The sequence below is a fragment of the Spirosoma luteolum genome (genome assembly GCF_054778875.1).
In genome coordinates this window covers 1-18,955 of sequence record NZ_BAAGZE010000017.1, presented here as the reverse complement: position 1 = coordinate 18,955, position 18,955 = coordinate 1, and the positions used below count along the sequence as shown (strand labels likewise).

Sequence of the window (18,955 nt, the reverse complement as noted above, 5' to 3'; positions counted from 1 at the left end):
GGGTTCACCGCATTCGGTCGGCTTTGACCAGAAAATCCGTAACATCTTCAAAAAAAATCAACAGCGTTTCCGCCGTGTTTTTCTCGATCGTCAGCTTGAACTGCCGTTCGATCGTATCGGCTCCGCTTGTAAACTGGAGCTGATAGGGCTCCTGATCGATAATCAGGCCGGTGGGCAGGGTGAAGGTCTCGATGGCGGTACCAATACTGGGCAGGTAGGCGGTCAGTATCGTCAGCAAATTGTCGGGCGGGAGGTTCTTGTCCATCGCCATCGGCATAATGAGCTGAATGCACCGCGGGTTGACCTGCGTCATATGCCCCGTGAGCGTCGTAACCGTCATAGCCAGCGGGGCATGGTGGATCAGCGGCAGGAGCTTGGCGAGTGACGAATCGGGGGATGAGGTCATGCGGTATAGGCTTTTCGATCTACCAAAAAATACTGATACTGGCTCTGGGGCGATTTGAGCAGGCGGAGCCGTACCCGAACCGGTTCGCAAACGTGCGTCAGGATATAGTCGAGTTCTTCGTCCAGATCCGGCAGGCCATACCGGGCCGCCACCATCATGTTGTTGGCGCAGGGAGCAATCTGGGTAAAGTAATACTTGTTGAGGGCGTATTCCTGGGCAATGCCGGTCAGGTGCGATTCTGATTTGCAGTAGGCTACGACCACGCCGTTGCGGCTCATACGCACGACACCGAATGGAACATCATCCAGCTGTTCGTTGCTCAACTGTTCCAGCCAGTTCAGGAGATCAGGGTCTGAGAAATTGGTTGTGGTTGGTGAAACGGATTGGTTTTCCATTGACTAGTACGGTTTATAGGGATACAAATTAGTGGGCCTGCACGGGCAGATAAACAGTGAAGGTAGCGCCCCGGCCGGGTGTACTGCTGCCTGTAATGGCACCCATATGGTTGGTCGCTACCTGCCGGCACACCGCCAGCCCCGTACCCGATCCGGGGTACGAACGCTTGTGATGCAGCCGCTGGAAGATCTGAAAAATCTGCTCTGAGAACGTATCGTCAAATCCAATGCCATTGTCGCTGATGCTGATCAGGTGGTACATGACTGCGCGGTGCGCGGCTATCACCGGCAGGGCCATGACCGTTGCGGGCAACTCGTGGGCGTGGACCTGCCGGGCCGATAGCTGAATCTTGGGTGTGGCGCCGGTGCGGTGAAATTTGATGGCGTTGGCCAGCAACTGCTGGAACAGGTGCCGCAGCTGTTTCCGGTCGCCGTAGATGGTTGGCAACGGCTGGCAGTCGATAATGGCACCCGAGGCCTGAATGCCTGCCGAGAGCGTATCGAGAATATCGAGCAGCAGTTCGTTGAGGGGCACCGGCTCCTGTCTGGTGGGGGGCGTGGCTACGGCGGCATACTGTAGCAGATCGCGAACCAGGCCCGCCAGCCGACCCGCCGACTGGCGCACGCGACCAACGATCTCCTGGCTTACCGGGTTGAGGAACAGCGGCTCCGGCGCGTCGGCGTTTTCGCCAAACGCCTGAATTTTGCGGAGGGGTTCCTGCAGCTCGGTAACGGCCAGGTTGGCAAACTGAAGCAGCGGGTCGGGCGCGGTGGTGAGCTCGACCGGATTGAGTTCGGGCAGGGGCTCATCGGTTTCGGTGCAGGTGAGCAGCACATTTTTGCCGCTGGGCACCAGCAGCGCCTGAAACCAGCGGGTAGTGCCATCGCGAACAACTTTATCGACCCACTGCACAGACTGCCCCGTTTCCTGAACCAGCAGCGCCTGCTCCAGCAGGATGGTAGAGCCGCCCTGGTTGAGATCCCGTTCGAGTCGTTTGCCCACCTGCAGGCGGCTGGGATCATCCCAGAATCGCCGGGCCGACTGGTTGATCAGCAGCACCGAGAAATCCCGCACCGCCAGCGGACTATCGTCGGCGGCCGCGTAGCGCAGGGGTTCGAACAGGACAATGCCCGACTGCTGGGCGTTGATGACGGTGTTGAGCAGGTCGGCCTGCTGCTGGTGAACGAGCTGGGTCCGGCGCGCTTCGGTGATATCCATAAAGGTCATCAGCACACCATCGCCCACCCGTATCAGCTGGGCATCATACCAGCTGTCGGGCCGTTCGGTATAATAGGTGAAGTTCAGGCGCTGGGTCCGCCCGGTTTCCACCGTTTTGCGCAGGGCCAGCTCCAGTTCGGTATTCCGGAACCGCGGGAAGAGGGTAAGCAGGTTATGGCCGATGAGCGCTTCGGGCGGATAACCCGTCACAAAGCTGTTCATCAGATTGGTCATGCGGTAGCGAAAATCGATCAGGTTGCGGTCGGGCGATTTGTCGCGTACGGCCTCCCACAGCACCAGCCCCGCCGGCGTATTGTCGCTGATCGACTGCAGCAGCTCGGCCTGGAAATGGTGGGCCAGCTGCGACTGTTTGATCTGAGTGATGTTGGTAGTGGCCAGCACCAGCTGCTCACCATTGGGGGTTATCGACACGCGGTACCAGCCCGAATCGGTGGGTGTGCCGAACGGCATTTCAAACTCCTGGCTTTCGGCCAGTTCGAGACAGGCTACACAGCGACTCAACAACCCCGAGGTACCGGCATTGTCGAAAACAACCGTCAGCAGGTGATCGATCAGGCCGGTAGTGGGCCGGCCAAGCACCCGGGCCAGCTCGGTGTTGACCATGGCGATCCGGAAATCGCTCAGGCTGTGGCTGAATTCGTCGCGGTTGCGAACGGCGTTGAGGACCATAACCCCCATTGGCACGTTTTCGAGTACATCGTTCAGCAGCAGGGCATTCTGGCCGGCGGCTTCCTCGGATTTATGACGGGCCGTGCTGTCGGTATAGCTCAGCATGATACCCCGCGGTACCGGATTGATCGACCGTTCGCGCCAGATGTCGTCGCCGGGGTAGTACTGTTCATCGTTGACCGGCTGCTGGGTGGCGTAGACCTGGCAGTAGAGGGTAAAGGATCCGTTGACGAAAGCGGCTGGTGAGGTCTCCCAAAGCGTGCGGCCCTCCACGTCATCGCGGTGCTGTTTCATCATCCGCAGGGCGGCATTATTGACGATCACCAGCCGGAAATCAGTAACGTGGCCGCCCTCGTCTTCGATGGCCTCGAAAACCAGGATGCCGGTGGCCGATTGCGCAAAGGCCTGCTGGTAGATCGAATGGTGCCAGTCGTTGGTCGGTTGGTCTGCCCGGTCAGCCAGGCAATCGTACGAGAGCACCAGACTATCGTCGATGCAGACGACCGTTACGTTGGTCCAGTACCGGTTGGGTTGGTGGGGCAGGGGGCTGATCGTTTCAAAATAAGCCGACTGGCCGGTTTCAACCACGTTCATGATGGCGGCCATCTGCGGGGAGTTTGCCAAGGTGGGCAGCACCACCCGAAACGACTCGTTGATAAGGTCGACAGCCGGGCGGCCCAGGTCTGTTTCGGCAATCGGGTTGATCAGGGTAAGCCGCAGATCAGCTGATTTTTCGATTGGACTCGGAATAATCCGGAAAACCAGCATGCCTCCCGGTGCCGCATCAACAGCACTTTGCAGGAGATTGGTAGGCGTCGGACTGCTCGAATACATAGTCACGGAAGCTGTTGACAGGGGGTGAACAAACGGTGATAAACGTTCAGGCAACAGAAATTGGGCCAACACGCTGGCGGGCCAGTTGCTGGAAGTAGGCAAACGTGCGTTTGGCCGCGTCGATGATCCGGGTATGGTCCGTATCGGCCCGTTGGAGCAGGAAAGCGCCGAAGGCTTTCCAGCGGGCGCCGGTCTGCTCGCCGTAGCCATTAAAAAACTGCCCGCGAACGGCTTCATCCTGCAGTTCCGGCATTCGGCGCAGACTTTTGGCGATATAGCGCCCGCCCAGGGTCGACCCTTCCGACACGTAGAGTGCACCAAGCAGCTCATAGCCCGACCAGCCGGCAAACAGGCCCGGTACGGGGGGCGGCAGGGGGCACTGGAGCCGGTCGAGGTCGGCCGTCAGCCAGGGTGTTTTCCGGCGCTCCTGCCAGTCGTAGCCCGCCAGAAAATCGGCGTGGTGGGCCAGAGCGGTTTCGAGGGCCTGGTGAAACTGGTAGTGAATGCGTAGCAGATCGCCGTACTGATCGGGGGTGAGCGTACCCGCCATCAGCTCGGGCGTAAACAGCATGGCTTCCGTTTCGGTATGTTGCTGACTGGTTTCATCTTTCAGTCGCTGCAGCAGATTCGGGGTGGGAGATGGCGTCATGGCTGATCGGGTCGTTCGGTTGTCTGGGGTTAGAGTGGGCGAAACTGCGACTGGGTGAGCCAGAAATCGACGGCTCCCTGCATCATTTCGCTTACTTTATGGTAACTGCCGGGCTTGACCAGGTAAGCGTTGACTCCCAGGTCGAAGGCCCGGCGCATATCGCGCGGATTGTCGGATGTACTGTACACAACAAGGGGCAGGTAGCGGGTTTTGTTATTGGCCCGTATCTGCTGAATCACTTCGAAGCCGCTGTGACCGGGCAGGTTCAGGTCGATCAGTACCAGCCGGGGCATGGCTGGATTTTGCCCCTGGTATGTGCCCTGCTGCAACAGGTAATCGACTGCTTCCAGTCCGCTGGTCAGAATCGTAAAGATTGGTTGCGGGCTGAGCCGATTCATCACGCGTCGGAAAATATCGGCTTCGTCTTCGTTGTCTTCAATATAAAGAATATCAAGCATAGTTCATTCAGGCTGGTAGGGTGACAGTAGGAAAGGAAACGTAAAAGGTAGTCGATCGTTGTGGTATGCTTTCGAACCAGATTTTGCCCTTGTGGCGACTCATAATTCGTTTTACAATGGCCAGACCAACGCCGTAGCCGTCGAACCGGGTGGCCGAGTCGAGCCGCTGAAATAGCTCGAACACCTTGCCCGCCTGTTTCATGTCGATGCCGATTCCGTTGTCGGTCACCGAGTAGATAACTTCATTTCGGTCCAGTCGACCCTGCACCGTCACCAGGGCCTGGGGAGTGTCCCGCGTATACTTAACGGCGTTCGACAGCAGATTGCTGAACACCTGCGTAACCATAGTCAGGTCGCCCTCCAGGTCGGGGGTTTCGCCCACCACGATGTCGATGTGCCGGTCGCTGGTTTCCACACTCAGTACTTCGTCGCGCAGCTGCGCCAGCAGCGGGCCCATCGACAGGGGCGCCAGCGTCAGGTCGGAGCGGCCGGTGCGCGAGTAGTCCATGATATTCTGGATCAGGGCGCTCATGCGGTTGGTGGCCCGAACCACCTTCGACAGGGTCCGGCGGGCCGGCTCGTCCATCTGGCTGGCGTAGTCTTCCAGGTAAATTTCGGTATAACTCCGGATCGACGACAGGGGTGTGCGCAAATCATGCGAGACCGTATAACTGAATGCTTCGAGTTCTTCGTAGGCCTGCCGGAGCTGCTCGCTCAGCACCCGAATCTGGTTGGCTTTCTGCGAAACCAGCTGCAGCAGGTCTTCGCGCAGCTTCAGCACGGCCGCTACTTCGACCTGACGCCAGGGCTGGGCCTTGAACCGTACTTCTTCGGTCCATTTCTCGAAGCTTTTACGCGGACTAAGCCGCATGGCGCCCGTTTCCGACTGGGTAATGGCCTTTTCGGGGTTGCCCCCCCAGGTCACCGATTTGATCTGCTCGGCCTTAAACCAGAGCAGATATTCGTTCATTTCGCGGGACAGCATAACCATAAGCAGCCCCGAGGCTGTGTCTGAGAAGCGTTCGGCAGCCGGGTAGAGCAGGGGCAGCTGGTTGGTCTGAAAAAACTTCTCGGTAGTCGTATGCCGCAGCCAGTCGATCAGGCTGTGGATGTCGGCTGCGGGCGGGGTCTGGCCAATCAGCGACAGTTGCCCCTCGAAGAGCAGGGCTGCGCCGGTTGCCGAGTTCAGGTCGAGCACCGTAACCTGGTGTTTGGTCAGGCCCTGCACCACGTCCCAGTCGGCCTGCATCTGCTTATACACCAGCTCTTCGTGCTGAAAAAGCTGTTCGCCGTAAGCCTTGTCTTCGTCGCTTTGCCGGAGTTCGATCGTTGTCGACAGTAGCTGACTGATCAGTTTGAGCGATTCGCGGGTTTTGAAATCGACGAAGCGGGGGGCGCTGTAGTGGTGGCAGGCAATCAGGCCCCACAGTTCGCCCCGGCTCAGCAGGGAGATGCTCATGCTCGAGCGCACGCCCATATTCTGCAGGTATTCGATGTGGAGGGGCGACACGGCCCGCAGGTTGGCATAGGTGAGATCGAGGGGGCGGTTGTGCCGGGCGTGGTTAACCGGCAGTATGGCAACCCGGCTCGCCTGCACATCAACGATGCCCCGCACGAGGTTTATTTTGTATAGCTGGCGGGCCTGCCGCGGAATATCGGACGCGGGGTAGTGCATGCCCAGCCAGGATTCCAGTCGTTCGCTCCGGGCTTCGGATACCACTTCGCCACTCCAGTCGTCGGCAAAGCGGTAAATCATAATCCGGTCGAAACCGGTCAGCTGCTTTACCCGCTCCACAATCCGGTCGAGCAGCTGCTGCAGGCTTTCGCTTCGCTGAATATCACTCATGGTTTGATGCAGCAGCGTATCCTGCGGTACCGACAGGCCGGCAGCAGCCGTAACCATCGGTTCCCATTCCAGAATAAGGGCCTCATCGTGCTGGTGCAGCAGTAGGTAACCTTTTTGCCCGTTGATAAGGATGGGATACGGGGCAAAGGTGTCGAGCCGATCGGCCTGCATCATCACGCCCAGAAGTTCGGCCAGGCGGGTGCCGGGCAGGTCGCCCAGCTGGAGGGTGCCCACATGACGACCGAGCAGGGCCTCGAGCGGCTCCTGCGTGAGCTGCAGTATATTTTCGCTGACCTGCTGAACCACTAGCGTAGTGGGCTCGAGCACCAGCAGATAGCCGTACGACTGAATAAAGCCCGGCCACTGAATGGGCTCCTGATCGCAATCGGTAAGCGTGGGTGGGGGTAGTGGGGTCGTCATAAGGGCAGTCAGGGATAGCAACTGAAAAACGCGGGCGGCCAGCCGTCGGTCGTGGTTTATAATAGGGAAATTGGTCTAAAAACTGGACAGGGCCTGGAGCCGGCGAAAGACCAGCCTCGGCAGCCTGTCTGGCTCATGTACTGGTATGTTGCTGTTTGGGTCTGTTTTGGGCTCTAAAAAGGCGATTAGTAAGCTGTTTAGTCTACGCCAGTGGTCGAAATGTGACTTCTTCACTCGCGACCGCGGGGAAATCGACCTTCGTATGGCCACCCAGCCCAACTCTGGCGCTTTCACGCTTCGATCCAGCTAGATCAAGTCGAAATTTCCGTGCCAAACTTTACGCCGAAGCCGCTGAACAACCGTAAGTCGATGAAATGTCAGGCCACCACCGGCGTTACCGAAAGGCCCGGCAAGAAGCCGATTTTAGTTAAAAAAGTAACCCGATTGTAGGTTTATTGGCGTATAGTCTTTCACTTAACCAAGAAACACGGCTACGCATCCGGTCTGACCGGCTGGCGGTCAAACCACGGGCCGGGTCTGATAGTTGTGTTGGGTAGACCCGGTCCGTATCAGGTACCGGGGGGTGCCCGCTACGCTCCCGGCGGGCTAAACAACGCAACTATGACGACCAACCCTGCTAAAACGCTGGCCTCGAGTGCCTGGATCGTGCTGCGCGATTCGTTCAATGGCTTTATCGACGACCGGTGTCTGAAACTGAGTGCGGCCCTTGCCTATTACACGATTTTTTCGCTGGCTCCGCTGCTGGTGCTGCTGATTTCGCTGATCAGTATTTTTCTGGGTGAGGAGGCTATTCAGGGCCATCTGTTTACGCAGATCAACGGGCTGGTGGGCAACGAAGCCGCTGGTCAGATACAGGCCATGATCAAAAGCGTGCAGCTCTCGGGTAAAACCAACACGGCGCTGGCCGTCGGTATCGTCACGCTGCTGGTAGGCGCCACAACCATTTTCGTCGAGATCCAGGATTCGGTCAATATGATCTGGCGGGTAAAAGCCAAGCCCAAACGGGGCTGGCTCAAACTGCTCAAAGACCGTCTGCTCTCGTTCTCGCTGATTGCCAGCCTGGGGTTTCTGCTGCTGGTATCGCTGGTCATCAATGGCCTGATACTGGCGCTGAGCGATTTCATGACGCGCTACATACCGGCACTGGGGGTATGGCTCATCAACGGCATTAACTTCGTTGTCAGCACGGCCGTCATTACCATTCTGTTCGGTATTATTCTGAAGGTACTGCCCGACGCCAAAATAGCCTGGAAAGATGTCCGGCTGGGGGCTTTCCTGACCGCGTTGCTGTTCATGCTGGGGCGGTACGTAATTGGCCTCTACATCGAAACAACTGCCTCGAGTTCGACCTATGGGGCCGCCGGATCGCTGATTGTCATCCTGCTCTGGATCTACTACACAGCTGCCATCCTTTATTTCGGGGCTGAGCTGACCCAGGCTTACGCCAACCACTACGGCATAAAGATCGAACCGGCCAACTATGCCGTTTATGTCGAACAAACGGAACGGGAGCGCGACGTGTCCGTCATTCCGACCGAGAAAAAAGTGGCCGATGCCAACAAGCCGGGCAGTGCCAGCACGGCGGCACCGGTTTAGGGGCCGAAACAAATAGCGGACACAGACACCGCCCGTTGGGTTGCCGGCACGCCGGAAGCCCGGCGGGCGGTGTCTGTCTGTCAGGCGTTGGCCAGCGCCCGGTCGAGGTGTACGTAGCCACCATCTACGTAAATCAGCTGACCAGTGGTGTGACTCGACCGGTCGGAGAGCAGAAACACCGTGGTGTTGGCAATTTCTTCGGCTGTGGTCATGCGGTTCTCGAGTGGAATATGCGCCGTGATCGACGCCAGCTTGGCCTGCGGGTCGGGCAGCGTCTCGATCCAGCGCGCGTAGAGGGGAGTCCAGCACTCGGCCACCACAACCGCGTTGACCCGGATACCGTGTTTCAGCAGTTCAACGGCCCATTCGCGGGTCAGGGCGTTGCGTCCGCCGTTGGCTGCGGCATAGCCCGACGTGTTGCCCTGGCCCGTGTCGGCCGTTTTAGACGTGATGTTGACGATAGCGCCTTTCGAGGCTTTGAGGGCGGGCAGGGCGTGGTGTGCCATCAGGTAATAGTGAACCACGTTTTTGTGCAGCGATGCGATGAAGCCCTCGTAATCGCCCGATTCAAGGCCAATGCCGTCGTTGACGCCGGCGTTGTTGACCAGCCCGTCGATCTGGCCAAACTGATCGAGCACGGCCTGCACCGCCTGCTGGCAGGCAGCCGGGTCGGTGAGTTCGGCCACTACCTGAAAGCCCCGCTGACCGCGGTCGAGCAGCGTTTGCAGAGCCGCCTGGTTATCGGCTTCACTGCGGCCTACAATAACTGGTATTGCGCCTTCGGCGGCCAGCACCTGTACGATGCCCTCGCCAATGCCTTTGGCTCCGCCCGTAACAATAATGATTTTGTCGGTTAGGTGTAAATCCATGGGAATAGTAAATCAGGGAAAAGCCGAAAGGTACGGCTGAAACCGGGAATCCCGATGTCAGGCCAGCCGTCGGCTCGAGTTGGTCCAAAAGCAGAAAGGCGGGGGCATGCCGTGGCATACCCCCGCCTTCGCGTGATACTATAACAACCTCGATCGGCTCAGCGGACCAGTGCCAGTCGGGCTTCGGCCTGCTCGACCGCCAGCCGGAGCTGATTGTCAAGGTAAACGCGCTGATCATCCAGGAAAAAAGCCACGTCGCCCGGAAATTCGCTGGCGAAAAATGAGCCGTTGGCGAAATAGCCGTTGCCTTCGTTCTGATACCGGTTCAGTCGGGTCAGCAGGGCAGGCGACAGGGCCAGCGCCCCGCCTGGGTTCAGCTGCGTTCGAAACCAGCTCACCAGAGAGGTAATGTCCTGAAGTTTGCCGCGTACACCTACTCCTTTGTAGAAATCGATGCGTTGCCCCGCCCGGTCGGCTTCGTCGAGCAGGTCGCTGGTCAGCAGGATCAGTTCGGCGAAAAGGGCCGGCCAGTCAGATGGGTTCCCCTCGGCCCGAAAAGCAGGCGCGTTGAGGAGAGTGTGCAGGCGGGCGCGGGGGCCCGTTGTGGGGGGGAGACTGGTCATGGATCGGGGGTACGGAGGGTGCAGAAAAGCCTGGGCTAAGGCCGGTCGAACTGGCCGGGCACGCGGAAAGCGGGCAGCGGGCGGGCCGCATGGCGCCCATCGTTCAACGTATTGGGCATAATCACCGGCCGGAAAATCCGGTCGGGCAGGTGGTTCCAGCTGACAACCTGAATCAGGATAGTCCTGATGCGGGCGCGCAACGTGCGAAAGGAATGGATCATGCGGAACGTAAATAAGAAAGGTGAAATTAGCTGTCGAGACCCAGCGGCTGCCGGATAAACTGCGGAATCAGATCGATGCGTTTGGCGGCCTGTTCGGGCGTCAGATAGAGCACCGTGCGGGGCATGTCGCGCACGAGGTACGGTTTCTTGGTGGCTTCGACGAGTTCACGGGCTGCCTGCTGGCGTTCTTTGGCGGTAAGTTTGGTGTTGTCGCGCATTGGTTTGTTGTCGATTTTAAAATCAGTTTGTTATCAGGGAGTTAACGCCGGTAAGCTGGTCGGCAGCAAACGGCTGTACGTGGCTGGCTCCCGTAGTTCGCTCAACCCTAAACACCGCAGTGAGGTAACAGAGTATGAACACGGGAAACCATAAATCGCTTATTAAAAAGGTGAAAAAGCAGGGTTGCAGGAGCTAGCTCAGTCGGGTTACGGTGCTTTGGTAAGTCAGCGTGGTATTGCTCAGGCCAGCGGTGCCCGAAATCGGGGCGGCCCCGCCCGGTTCGGTGGTGCAGGCCAGCGGCAAATGCCCTTCGGCCGTCAGCAGCCCCGACGTCGGGTCGAGCCCGATCCAGCCCGCACCGGGTACATACACTTCTGCCCAGGCGTGGAGCGACAGGGTATCGGTCGCCGGGCCGTCGGTATTGCCATCAGGCCCTGGCGTAGCGGCCAGCTGTACCAGATAGCCCGATACGAAACGGGCGGCCAGACCCAGGCAGCGCAGGACCTGCACCAGCAGCCAGGCCGAGTCGCGGCAGGAGCCCAGCGCCAGCGTCAGCGTTTCGTCGGGCGTCTGCACACCCGGTTCGAGCCGCGTCGTATAGGCCACATCCGCAAACACCTGCCGGTTGAGGGTCGTCAGAAAATCGGTGGTTGGCTGGGAACGGCGGTCAATCCGGTCGAGCCAACCGGCCAGCACCGGACTGGGTGGAGTGGCGTCGAGGTAAGGCGACAGGGCATGGGCCAGGGTCGGCTCGTAGGTAAACGGAAAGGCCTGTGCCTCGCTGTTGAGGTAAAAGTCGAACGGGTTTACGGGCGTCAGCGTCACGGTCATCTCGACCCGAACGGAGAGGTGGGTCAGCGTACCCGTAAAATCGACCCGGGCCAGAAAGTTTCCGAAGGGGTCCTGCTGCCAGTGGGTTACCTGACTGGCGGGTTCTATGGCAAGCGCGTAGGTATCGAGGCTGACGCGGCTGTGGGCCGCCGGCCGTAATCGAACCAGGTGGGGTGACAGATAAACAGGCCGGTCGTACTGGTAATCGGTCTGGTGAAGCAGCGCAAGTCGGGTCGGCATACGGTAGTGAATGCGGTGAAGCCGGGATTACAGTTTTTCGAATACCAGCCGGAAATGGTCCATGGTCTCCTGTTCAAAGCAAACCCGGTTAGGGCTCACCCGAAACACGGCGATCATATCTTTAAACGCTTTATTGGTCAGTATTTTAGGCAGCAGCGAGGCATAGAGCGCGTATTTGCGCAGGCCGAAAGCACGGAAACGTCTACGCCACTGCCCGATGGTCTGGATATAATCGAGCCGGCCACTGCTCTGCGATACCAGCCGGAAGCCGTGGGCGTTGCGGATCACCTGTTCGGCACCGTAGGGCAGCCAGGAGCCCGGAAACTGGGCAATCATCAGCGCCAGGGCGTACGACGGCGAATCGCGCGGAGCCTCGAGACTGATCTGCTCAAACGGAATCATGTTTTTGCCAAACACCATGGTTTGCATGTAGAACCGCCGACCCACGGGCAGCAGCGCCCGCAGCCGGTCGAAAAAATCGGCATAGACCGTATCCTGCTGGCCGGCCTGGTACTGCGCCACCGAGCAGAAATGCTCCATGCCGCCAATGCAGCTCACGGCGTCGAAGGTGCCATAATCGGCAGGGGTAAGGAGCCGGCAGTCGTTTACGTCGACCGTCAGCCCGTTCTGCCGGCAGGCCTCCGCCTGACCGGTCGATAGCGTAACCCCGCGGGCCACGGCCCCCCGTTCGCCCAGATACCGCAGAAACGGCCCCCAGCCGCACCCCATGTCGAGCACGGTCGAGCCCGCCTGCACCCCCAGACTGTCGGCAATGAACTGGTGTTTCTGCCGTTGGGCCGCTTCCAGGCTAAGCGAGAAATCCCCGTTGTACATCGCCCCGCTATAGTCGCCGGTCTGCCCCATGCTGAGCCGGAAAATCCGGTCGATGGTGGTATAGGTAAACTCGAGATCCTGTTGTGAGGCCATGGAAAGTCAAAAAGCGGTTAACCGGAATAAAGGCGGTATCAGGCCGGCACCAGCCGACGCGCGGCTGGCGCCGGAGCGGGCTGGCCCATCTTCTTCAGAATGCGGTAGTGCGACTGCAGCGCCGTGCCGAAATTTTTGTTTTCGAGGTACGGCAGGTCATACTCGAGGGCGGTCTGCCGTACGATGTCGGCAATGTCGGGATAGTGAATATGGCATATTTTCGGAAACAGGTGGTGTTCGATCTGGCGGTTCAGGCCCCCGCAGAAAAAAGCGGCCACAGCCGAGCGGGGGGCAAAATTGGCGGTGGTCTGCAGCTGGTGCACCGCCCAGGCATTCTGCATGTCGCCCGTGTCGGCGGGTACCGGAAAACTCGTGCCTTCAACCACGTGGGCCAGCTGAAACACCAGGCCCAGCACCAGCCCTTCGGCCAGGTGCATCAGCAGGAAGCCCACCAGCACCTGCCACCAGGCCAGATCGAGCACCAGCAAAGGAACGGCCAGAAAGAAGACGTAGTAGAGCGCCTTGGACGCAAACAGCCGGACATATTCACGCCGGGGGTGACCCGTGTTGGCATGGCTGCCAATGTGTGTCTGGAAAAATTTGACGTAATCTTTCCGGAAGACCCACGATAGCGACGCGAGTGAATAGAGCGGGAAGGTGTACAGCTGCTGGAAGCGGTGCCAGGGTTTGAGGGGCTCTTCGGGATCGAGCCGAACCAGCCCCGGCGCAACCTCGATATCCTCGTCGTGGCCCGGAATGTTGGTGTAGGTATGATGGACTACGTTGTGGCTGATTTTCCAGACGTAAGGATTGGCACCGAGCAGATAAAAGCTGTTTTCGAGGAGCCGATTGACCCAGCCGTGGGCCGAAAACGACCCGTGCATGGCATCGTGCGAGATGTTGAACCCGATACAGGCGGCAAAAACACCCAGCGCAAGGGCCATCAGCAGCATGGGAACCAGCGTAAACTGATTAGACAGGATAAGGCCGTAGAGGAGGCCGTAACCGCCCAGGAAAAAAATGGTTTTGAGCCACATGGCCGTGTTGGCATGGGGCGTTATGGCCTGTTCGGCGAAATAAGCGTCGACCCGTTTTCGAACGGTGACGAAGAATGTGGATCGGCTGGTATTGGTGAATTTAAGTTTGGTTGTCATGAACGTCGATTAGTTGAGTAACTGGCCAATGGGTTCGATTGGCCGCAGGCGGGGCCGCATACGTGCCCCTTTTTCGGTCAGGGCAAAGGCGGGTCGGGCGGATAGCCCGGCCAGGCAAGTCCGACGGGCTGGTGTATCGGTGCGGCCCGGGGTAGTGGGCTGGCTGCCGGGGATTGGCTGGGCCGGTCGCTGCATCGAAGCCGTAAACGGCTGGCTTTCGAACAGGGCGAAGGGTTGACTGGTGAGGAAATGAGATAAAAGCTCGTTCGGAGCGGTGATGCACAGGCAGGTTGGGTAGTACCGAACCGAATCAGGGGCAACCCCAAGCCGAACCCAGTGGTGAAGCAGACGACTGACGAGCAGGAGGCCGTTCCGGTCGTCGGTAGACAGGGTAACGCGACCAGATGCAGCAGCGGGGCGATGCGTGTGATGAAGATGTAAACGCATCGGGTTCGGCAGTTGCCGAAACGAGGGGTGAAATTAGGCTGAAAACCAGGCTATCTGGACAGCGATCTTGGGCAAGTTCCGAAAATTTGGCCAGCAATCAAAGCTTTTTCTGCTTTCCCTTCTGGAAGCCTGTGCCCCGGCGGCACGGGAGAATGCCCGGGGAGGACGTAATCGGTGCGGCTGTTGACAGGCCAATGGTAATCCGGTGGTTTTGCCGTATTTGCAGATCATATCCCCCCAACGGCTCATGCTTCAGACCGACACCCAGTCTAAACCCGCTGCTTACGACGCCATCTGGCGCGACACCCTGGCCCAGCAATTCGGTATGCCGTCCGACGTGCCCACCGGCTCGCTGCTGCGCACCCTGGCCGCGCTGAAACCGGGCGGCCTGTTGCTCGAACTGGGTACCGGCACGGGTATGGCGACCAGCTGGCTACTCGACGGTATGGACGCCGACGCCCGGCTCATCACAGTCGACAACGACCCGCTGCCACTTTCAGTCGCGCAGGCACATCTGGGCCATGACCCCCGGCTCACGATCCAACTGGCGCCCGGCGAAACGGTGATCGACAGCCTGCCGCCCGGTACCGTCGACCTGATCTTTGCCGATGCCTGGCCCGGTAAGTACAACCACCTCGACGAAGCCCTGGCCCTGCTCAAACCGGGTGGCCTGTTCATTATCGACGATATGCTGCCCCAGCCCAACTGGCCCGCCGGCCACGACCGCAAGGCCGACGCCCTCGTGACCCGGCTGGAGGCAATGCCGGGCCTGCAGCTAACCAAACTGAACTGGTCGACGGGATTGATTCTGGCCGTAAAACGGGCTGGATAAGCCCTGCTGAACGGGCTTTTCCGGGGTGGGGCCTGTCGGGTTGAAAACCGGGCTGTATCTTGCAGCAAAATTTTCCTGCTATTCATGTCACTCGTACGCACTGGCCTAACCAGCCTGGCTATTCTGCTGAGCCTGTCGGCTCCGGCGCAGAAACGCGCCTACCGGCACCCGTCCGATACCCGCACCCTCGACGCGACCGACCCGATTATCATGCCGTACAACCGGCTGGCCAAATCGGCCGGTACGGTACTGACCTACGGTGACCCCCGGCGCGAAAACCACGCCCTCGACGTGGCACTGCTGCCCGGCAATACGCACGTGGTGGTGGAAGATCGCTACGGCATCGCCGTTGTCGACCGGGCCGCGCAACGCATCGTTCACCGCTGGGCGTTTGCCGATGTGCCCGACCTGCGGGCGCTGATGAGCACCTACTCCGGCATCGAATCGTTTGTATACCAAGGGCAGACGTATGTTGTCTGGAGCGCCGGCGACACCAAAGGCCGGTCGGGCGTGATGATTGCCCGGTGGGCGAAAGGGCAGATCAGCGACGTGGAATTGCTGCCGTTTGCACCCGTTGCTCCGTCGCCCCTGGCGCTGCCCAACGACGTGGCCGTTCGGCAGGAAGGCGGTGAGCTGTTTCTTTACGTAGCCCTGAACGGCAACAATGAGCTGGCCAAAGTGCGGTTCCGCGACCGATCGGTGGTCTGGACAAAGCCCACTGGCGTAGCGCCCTTTGGCCTGGCTATCCGTGACAACAAACTGTATGTGAGCAACTGGGGCGGGCCTATGCCGGCCCCGGGCGATCCGCGCGAAACGGCCGGCGTACCCTACGGCAGCGCCTACACCAATCCGCGGACGGGCGCTATTGCCGCCGGCACGGTCTCGGTGTTCGATGCGGAATCGGGACAACGGCTGCGCGAGATACCGGTGGGGCTGCACCCCAACGCGCTGCTGCTGGCCCCCGGCGGCCGGCGCCTGTTTGTTGCCAATGGCAACAGCGATACCGTGTCGATGATCGACACCGACAGCGATACGGTGGTGGGTTCGATTGGCGTGGGGCTTTTTGGCAGCGAACCCACGCAGTCGGGTAAACCGCTGGTGGGCAGTACGCCCAACGGGCTGGCTATCGATGCCACCGGTCAGACGCTGTACGTTTCCAACGGACTCGATCACGCCGTGGCGGTAGTGGCCCTGACGGGCAACCCGGTGGTGTCGGGCTACATCCCGACCGAAGCGTATCCGTCGGGCCTGTTGTGGGTCGACAATGGGCTGGTGGTGTGCAACCTCGAAGCGCGCGGTTCCCGGGTGCCCAACCAGACCCCCGAGCTTCGGAAGCGGTTTCCGAAACTGCCCGCATCGAACCAGGGCGTCTTCAATGCTCACGAAGAACTGGCGTCGGTATCGCTCATACCGGTGCCCGGCCCGGCGCAGCTGGCCGTATTCACCACGCAGGTGCGGGCCCAGAATCTGGTGTTCCGGCAGGCGCTGGCCGACCGCCTGCCCCGGCCCAACGTGGCACCCCGCCCCGTGCCCGAGCGCACGGGTGAGCCCTCGGTCTTCAAACACGTTATCTACATCATCAAAGAAAATCGCACCTACGACCAGGTCTACGGCGATCTGAAGCAGGGGCGGGGCATGCCGTCGCTCTGTATTTTCGGCGACAGTGTAACCCCGAATCAGCACCGGCTGGCGCTCGATTATTCACTGCTCGACAACTACCACGCATCGGGCAAATCGTCGGCCGAGGGGCATCAGTGGACCGATGCCGGTATGGTTACCGACTACATCGAGAAAAACGTGCGGGCCTGGTTTCGCAGCTATCCGCACCGGCAGTACGATGCGCTGGTCTACGGCGAACATGGCTTTATCTGGAACCACGCCCTCGACAACGGCAAAACGGTACGCATTTTCGGGGAAGCCTGTTTTACCGAGTTCGATGAATCGAAAAGCTGGTCGGATATCTACCGGCAGTACCGGGCGGGCGAGCCGTTTGTGTTTAAAAACACAAGTACCATTGCGCGGGTGCGCCCGATACTGTCGCAGGCATACCCCGGCTACGACGACCCTAAAATCAACGATCAGCTGCGGGCCGACGCGTTCATTCGGGAGCTGCAGCGCTACGAAGCCATGCCCGGCGACAGTTTGCCCGAGTTGCTGATTGTGGCCCTGCCCAACGATCACACGGCCGGCACCAGCCCCGGCTTTCCCACGCCCCGTGCCCAGGTAGCCGATAACGATCTGGCGCTGGGCCGCATGATGGAAGCTCTGACCCGCAGTCGGTTCTGGCAAAACACGGTGGTGTTTGTCACCGAAGATGATTCGCAGAACGGCTGGGATCATATCTCGTCGTACCGGACGGGGGCCCTGGTGCTGAGTCCTTACTCGAAGCTCGAAAAGACCATTCACACCAACTACAACCAAACCTCGATGCTTCGGACCATCGAACTGATTCTGGGGCTGTCGCCCATGAACCCTATCGATGCAACGGCGCTGCCCATGTTCGACTGTTTTACGAGCAAGCCTACGCTGGTTCCCTACACGCACCTGGCCAACCGCATTCCGCTCGATGAGCTGAACCGGCCCCTCAGCGCCCTGTCGGGAGCCGCCCTGCGCTTTGCCAAACTGTCGATTCGGAACACCCGCGCCGGTGTTGACCGGGGCAACGACGATCAGATGAACCGGATTCTGTGGTTCGCGGCCAAAGGCCACATCCCGTATCCCCGCGCCTACGTCAGCGCCGTCAAAGACGAGGATGACGACGATTGAGCAACGCCGATCGTAACCAGGCACCCGGCCCGCCCGTCATTAGCGACGAAGCGGGCCGGGTGCGTTTGTAGGTAAGGGCGGGCCGGAGACCCCCAGGCCCAGGCATAGGCCCTGAAGCGGTACAAGCCCGGCACTACTATACGCAGCATGGGTCTGTCTCCGCGATTGGGCAGTGCGTAGCGGAGGGGCAAACAAGCCGGTGGTCGATGCCGTTGTGGCTGCGTAAGGTGGGAGTAAAAGCCCCCGTTTAACGGACCAAACCGGCGTACCGACGCCCGATTCTAACCATGGCACAAACTATTTTTATCACCGGCGCATCGTCGGGCATCGGCAAAGCCACCGCCCTGCGCTTTGCCCGCGAAGGCTGGCAGGTGGCCGCCACCATGCGCAACCCCCATGGGCATGCCGACCTGGAGCAGGCCGGCATCCGGCTCTACGCGCTCGACGTGACCGAGCCGGAGGCCGTAAAAGAAGCCGTGGCGCAGGCGCTGTCGGATGCCGGCCGGATCGATGTGCTGCTCAACAATGCCGGTTACGGCCTCTTCGGCCCCCTCGAAACGGCCACCGAAGACAAGATCATGACCCAGTTCCAGACCAACCTGTTCGGGGCCATGCGCACCATACAGGCACTGCTGCCCCATTTTCGGGCGTCGGGGGGCGGCACCATCATTAACGTCACCTCGATCGGCGGGCTGGTTGGTCTGCCCTTCAATGCCATTTACCACGCTACCAAGTTTGGGCTCGATGGCCTGTCGGAGTCGCTCAACTATGAGCTGCGCCCCTTCAACATCCGGGTGAAGGTGGTGGCTCCGGGGGGCGTAACTACCGATTTTGCCGGGCGTTCGCTGCAGCGCACCGTCGAGGCACCCAGCCCCTACGATGCGTCGATTCAGCAGGTCATGGCGGCCTTCGGCCAACGGGGGGGCAACTACTCAACGCCCGGGCAGATTGCCGACGTAATTTTTCAGGCGGCCACCGACCAGACCGATCAGCTCCGCTACGTGGCCGGCACCGATGCGCAGGCACTCTATGCGCAGTGGAAAGCGGTCAGCAACGAAGCATTTTTCGAGACCATCCAGCAGGCCTATGGTCTGAACGAATAGCGGCCACGCGAGCCAATGGGCGTGCGTTCGGTACGGCCGGTCTGATTAGGGAATGCGACCGGGCGGCTTTTGTGCGCAGCCGGGTGCTGTGCGTCGTAAAGTTGGGTACTGAACTAAGCGTCACCAAGTTTGGGATCAGTTCGTTGAAAAACAGTCAAGGTTTCGATACGCTGAGCCAATAATGTGTGG

At 59.8% G+C, this 18,955-nt stretch carries 18 protein-coding genes; 4 read left to right on the top strand and 14 right to left on the bottom strand.

Features of this window, described 5'->3' with window-relative positions; genetic code table 11:
• Window positions 1-4: 4 nt before the first annotated feature.
• The 6 genes from ACYVAC_RS16355 to ACYVAC_RS16330 are packed head-to-tail and all read right to left on the bottom strand — an operon-like array spanning window position 5 to window position 6,917.
• Window positions 5-406 (bottom strand): hypothetical protein, encoded by a 402-nt coding sequence (locus ACYVAC_RS16355; protein WP_461098826.1) that lies wholly within the window; start codon window positions 404-406, stop codon window positions 5-7.
• Window positions 403-801, bottom strand: coding sequence for a photoactive yellow protein (locus ACYVAC_RS16350; RefSeq protein WP_461098825.1), 399 nt, complete (start codon window positions 799-801; stop codon window positions 403-405). Before ACYVAC_RS16350 ends, ACYVAC_RS16355 begins: the two co-directional genes overlap by 4 nt.
• Before the next feature lie 28 nt (window positions 802-829).
• Entirely contained in the window at window positions 830-3,544 is a 2,715-nt protein-coding gene (locus tag ACYVAC_RS16345) for a PAS domain-containing protein (protein WP_461098824.1), read from the bottom strand.
• A gap of 46 nt (window positions 3,545-3,590) precedes the next feature.
• Window positions 3,591-4,193 (bottom strand): biliverdin-producing heme oxygenase, encoded by a 603-nt coding sequence (locus tag ACYVAC_RS16340; RefSeq protein ID WP_461098823.1) that lies wholly within the window; start codon window positions 4,191-4,193, stop codon window positions 3,591-3,593.
• Between the two features lie 29 nt (window positions 4,194-4,222).
• Window positions 4,223-4,651: a response regulator gene (locus ACYVAC_RS16335; protein ID WP_461098822.1), complete on the bottom strand. Its 429-nt coding sequence runs from the start codon at window positions 4,649-4,651 to the stop codon at window positions 4,223-4,225.
• Between the two features lie 7 nt (window positions 4,652-4,658).
• Window positions 4,659-6,917: an ATP-binding protein gene (locus tag ACYVAC_RS16330; protein ID WP_461098821.1), complete on the bottom strand. Its 2,259-nt coding sequence runs from the start codon at window positions 6,915-6,917 to the stop codon at window positions 4,659-4,661.
• Between the two features lie 621 nt (window positions 6,918-7,538).
• Between ACYVAC_RS16330 and ACYVAC_RS16325 the strand changes: the two genes are divergently transcribed.
• On the top strand, window positions 7,539-8,534 hold the full coding sequence (locus tag ACYVAC_RS16325; protein WP_461098820.1) for a YihY/virulence factor BrkB family protein: 996 nt from the start codon (window positions 7,539-7,541) through the stop codon (window positions 8,532-8,534).
• An 80-nt stretch (window positions 8,535-8,614) separates the two neighbouring features.
• On the opposite strand, the gene ACYVAC_RS16320 is transcribed toward ACYVAC_RS16325, so the two are convergent.
• The 8 genes from ACYVAC_RS16320 to ACYVAC_RS16285 all read right to left on the bottom strand — a co-directional run bounded on the left by ACYVAC_RS16320 (window position 8,615) and on the right by ACYVAC_RS16285 (window position 14,065).
• The gene (locus ACYVAC_RS16320) at window positions 8,615-9,403 is read right to left on the bottom strand and encodes an L-fucose dehydrogenase (protein WP_461098819.1); all 789 of its coding nucleotides are present in this window, start codon (window positions 9,401-9,403) and stop codon (window positions 8,615-8,617) included.
• 158 nt (window positions 9,404-9,561) lie between these two features.
• Entirely contained in the window at window positions 9,562-10,026 is a 465-nt protein-coding gene (locus ACYVAC_RS16315; protein WP_461098818.1) for a hypothetical protein, read from the bottom strand.
• Window positions 10,027-10,061: 35 nt separating this feature from the next.
• Window positions 10,062-10,247 (bottom strand): hypothetical protein, encoded by a 186-nt coding sequence (locus ACYVAC_RS16310; protein ID WP_461098817.1) that lies wholly within the window; start codon window positions 10,245-10,247, stop codon window positions 10,062-10,064.
• 26 nt (window positions 10,248-10,273) lie between these two features.
• Window positions 10,274-10,465: a hypothetical protein gene (locus tag ACYVAC_RS16305; protein WP_461098816.1), complete on the bottom strand. Its 192-nt coding sequence runs from the start codon at window positions 10,463-10,465 to the stop codon at window positions 10,274-10,276.
• 193 nt (window positions 10,466-10,658) lie between these two features.
• Window positions 10,659-11,537, bottom strand: coding sequence for a transglutaminase family protein (locus tag ACYVAC_RS16300; RefSeq protein ID WP_461098815.1), 879 nt, complete (start codon window positions 11,535-11,537; stop codon window positions 10,659-10,661).
• A 27-nt stretch (window positions 11,538-11,564) separates the two neighbouring features.
• Complete coding sequence (locus ACYVAC_RS16295) at window positions 11,565-12,464, bottom strand: SAM-dependent methyltransferase (protein WP_461098814.1); 900 nt, start codon at window positions 12,462-12,464, stop codon at window positions 11,565-11,567.
• A gap of 38 nt (window positions 12,465-12,502) precedes the next feature.
• Window positions 12,503-13,618 (bottom strand): fatty acid desaturase family protein, encoded by a 1,116-nt coding sequence (locus ACYVAC_RS16290; protein WP_461098813.1) that lies wholly within the window; start codon window positions 13,616-13,618, stop codon window positions 12,503-12,505.
• Window positions 13,619-13,627: 9 nt separating this feature from the next.
• Window positions 13,628-14,065 (bottom strand): hypothetical protein, encoded by a 438-nt coding sequence (locus ACYVAC_RS16285; RefSeq protein ID WP_461098812.1) that lies wholly within the window; start codon window positions 14,063-14,065, stop codon window positions 13,628-13,630.
• Between the two features lie 247 nt (window positions 14,066-14,312).
• On the opposite strand from ACYVAC_RS16285, the gene ACYVAC_RS16280 reads away from it, so the two are divergent.
• The 3 genes from ACYVAC_RS16280 to ACYVAC_RS16270 all read left to right on the top strand — a co-directional run bounded on the left by ACYVAC_RS16280 (window position 14,313) and on the right by ACYVAC_RS16270 (window position 18,766).
• Window positions 14,313-14,897 (top strand): O-methyltransferase, encoded by a 585-nt coding sequence (locus tag ACYVAC_RS16280; protein ID WP_461098811.1) that lies wholly within the window; start codon window positions 14,313-14,315, stop codon window positions 14,895-14,897.
• A gap of 84 nt (window positions 14,898-14,981) precedes the next feature.
• A complete protein-coding gene (locus ACYVAC_RS16275; protein ID WP_461098810.1) occupies window positions 14,982-17,663 on the top strand; it encodes a bifunctional YncE family protein/alkaline phosphatase family protein in 2,682 nt (893 codons plus the stop codon).
• Window positions 17,664-17,950: 287 nt separating this feature from the next.
• Entirely contained in the window at window positions 17,951-18,766 is an 816-nt protein-coding gene (locus tag ACYVAC_RS16270) for an SDR family oxidoreductase (protein WP_461098809.1), read from the top strand.
• Window positions 18,767-18,955 lie beyond the last annotated feature (189 nt).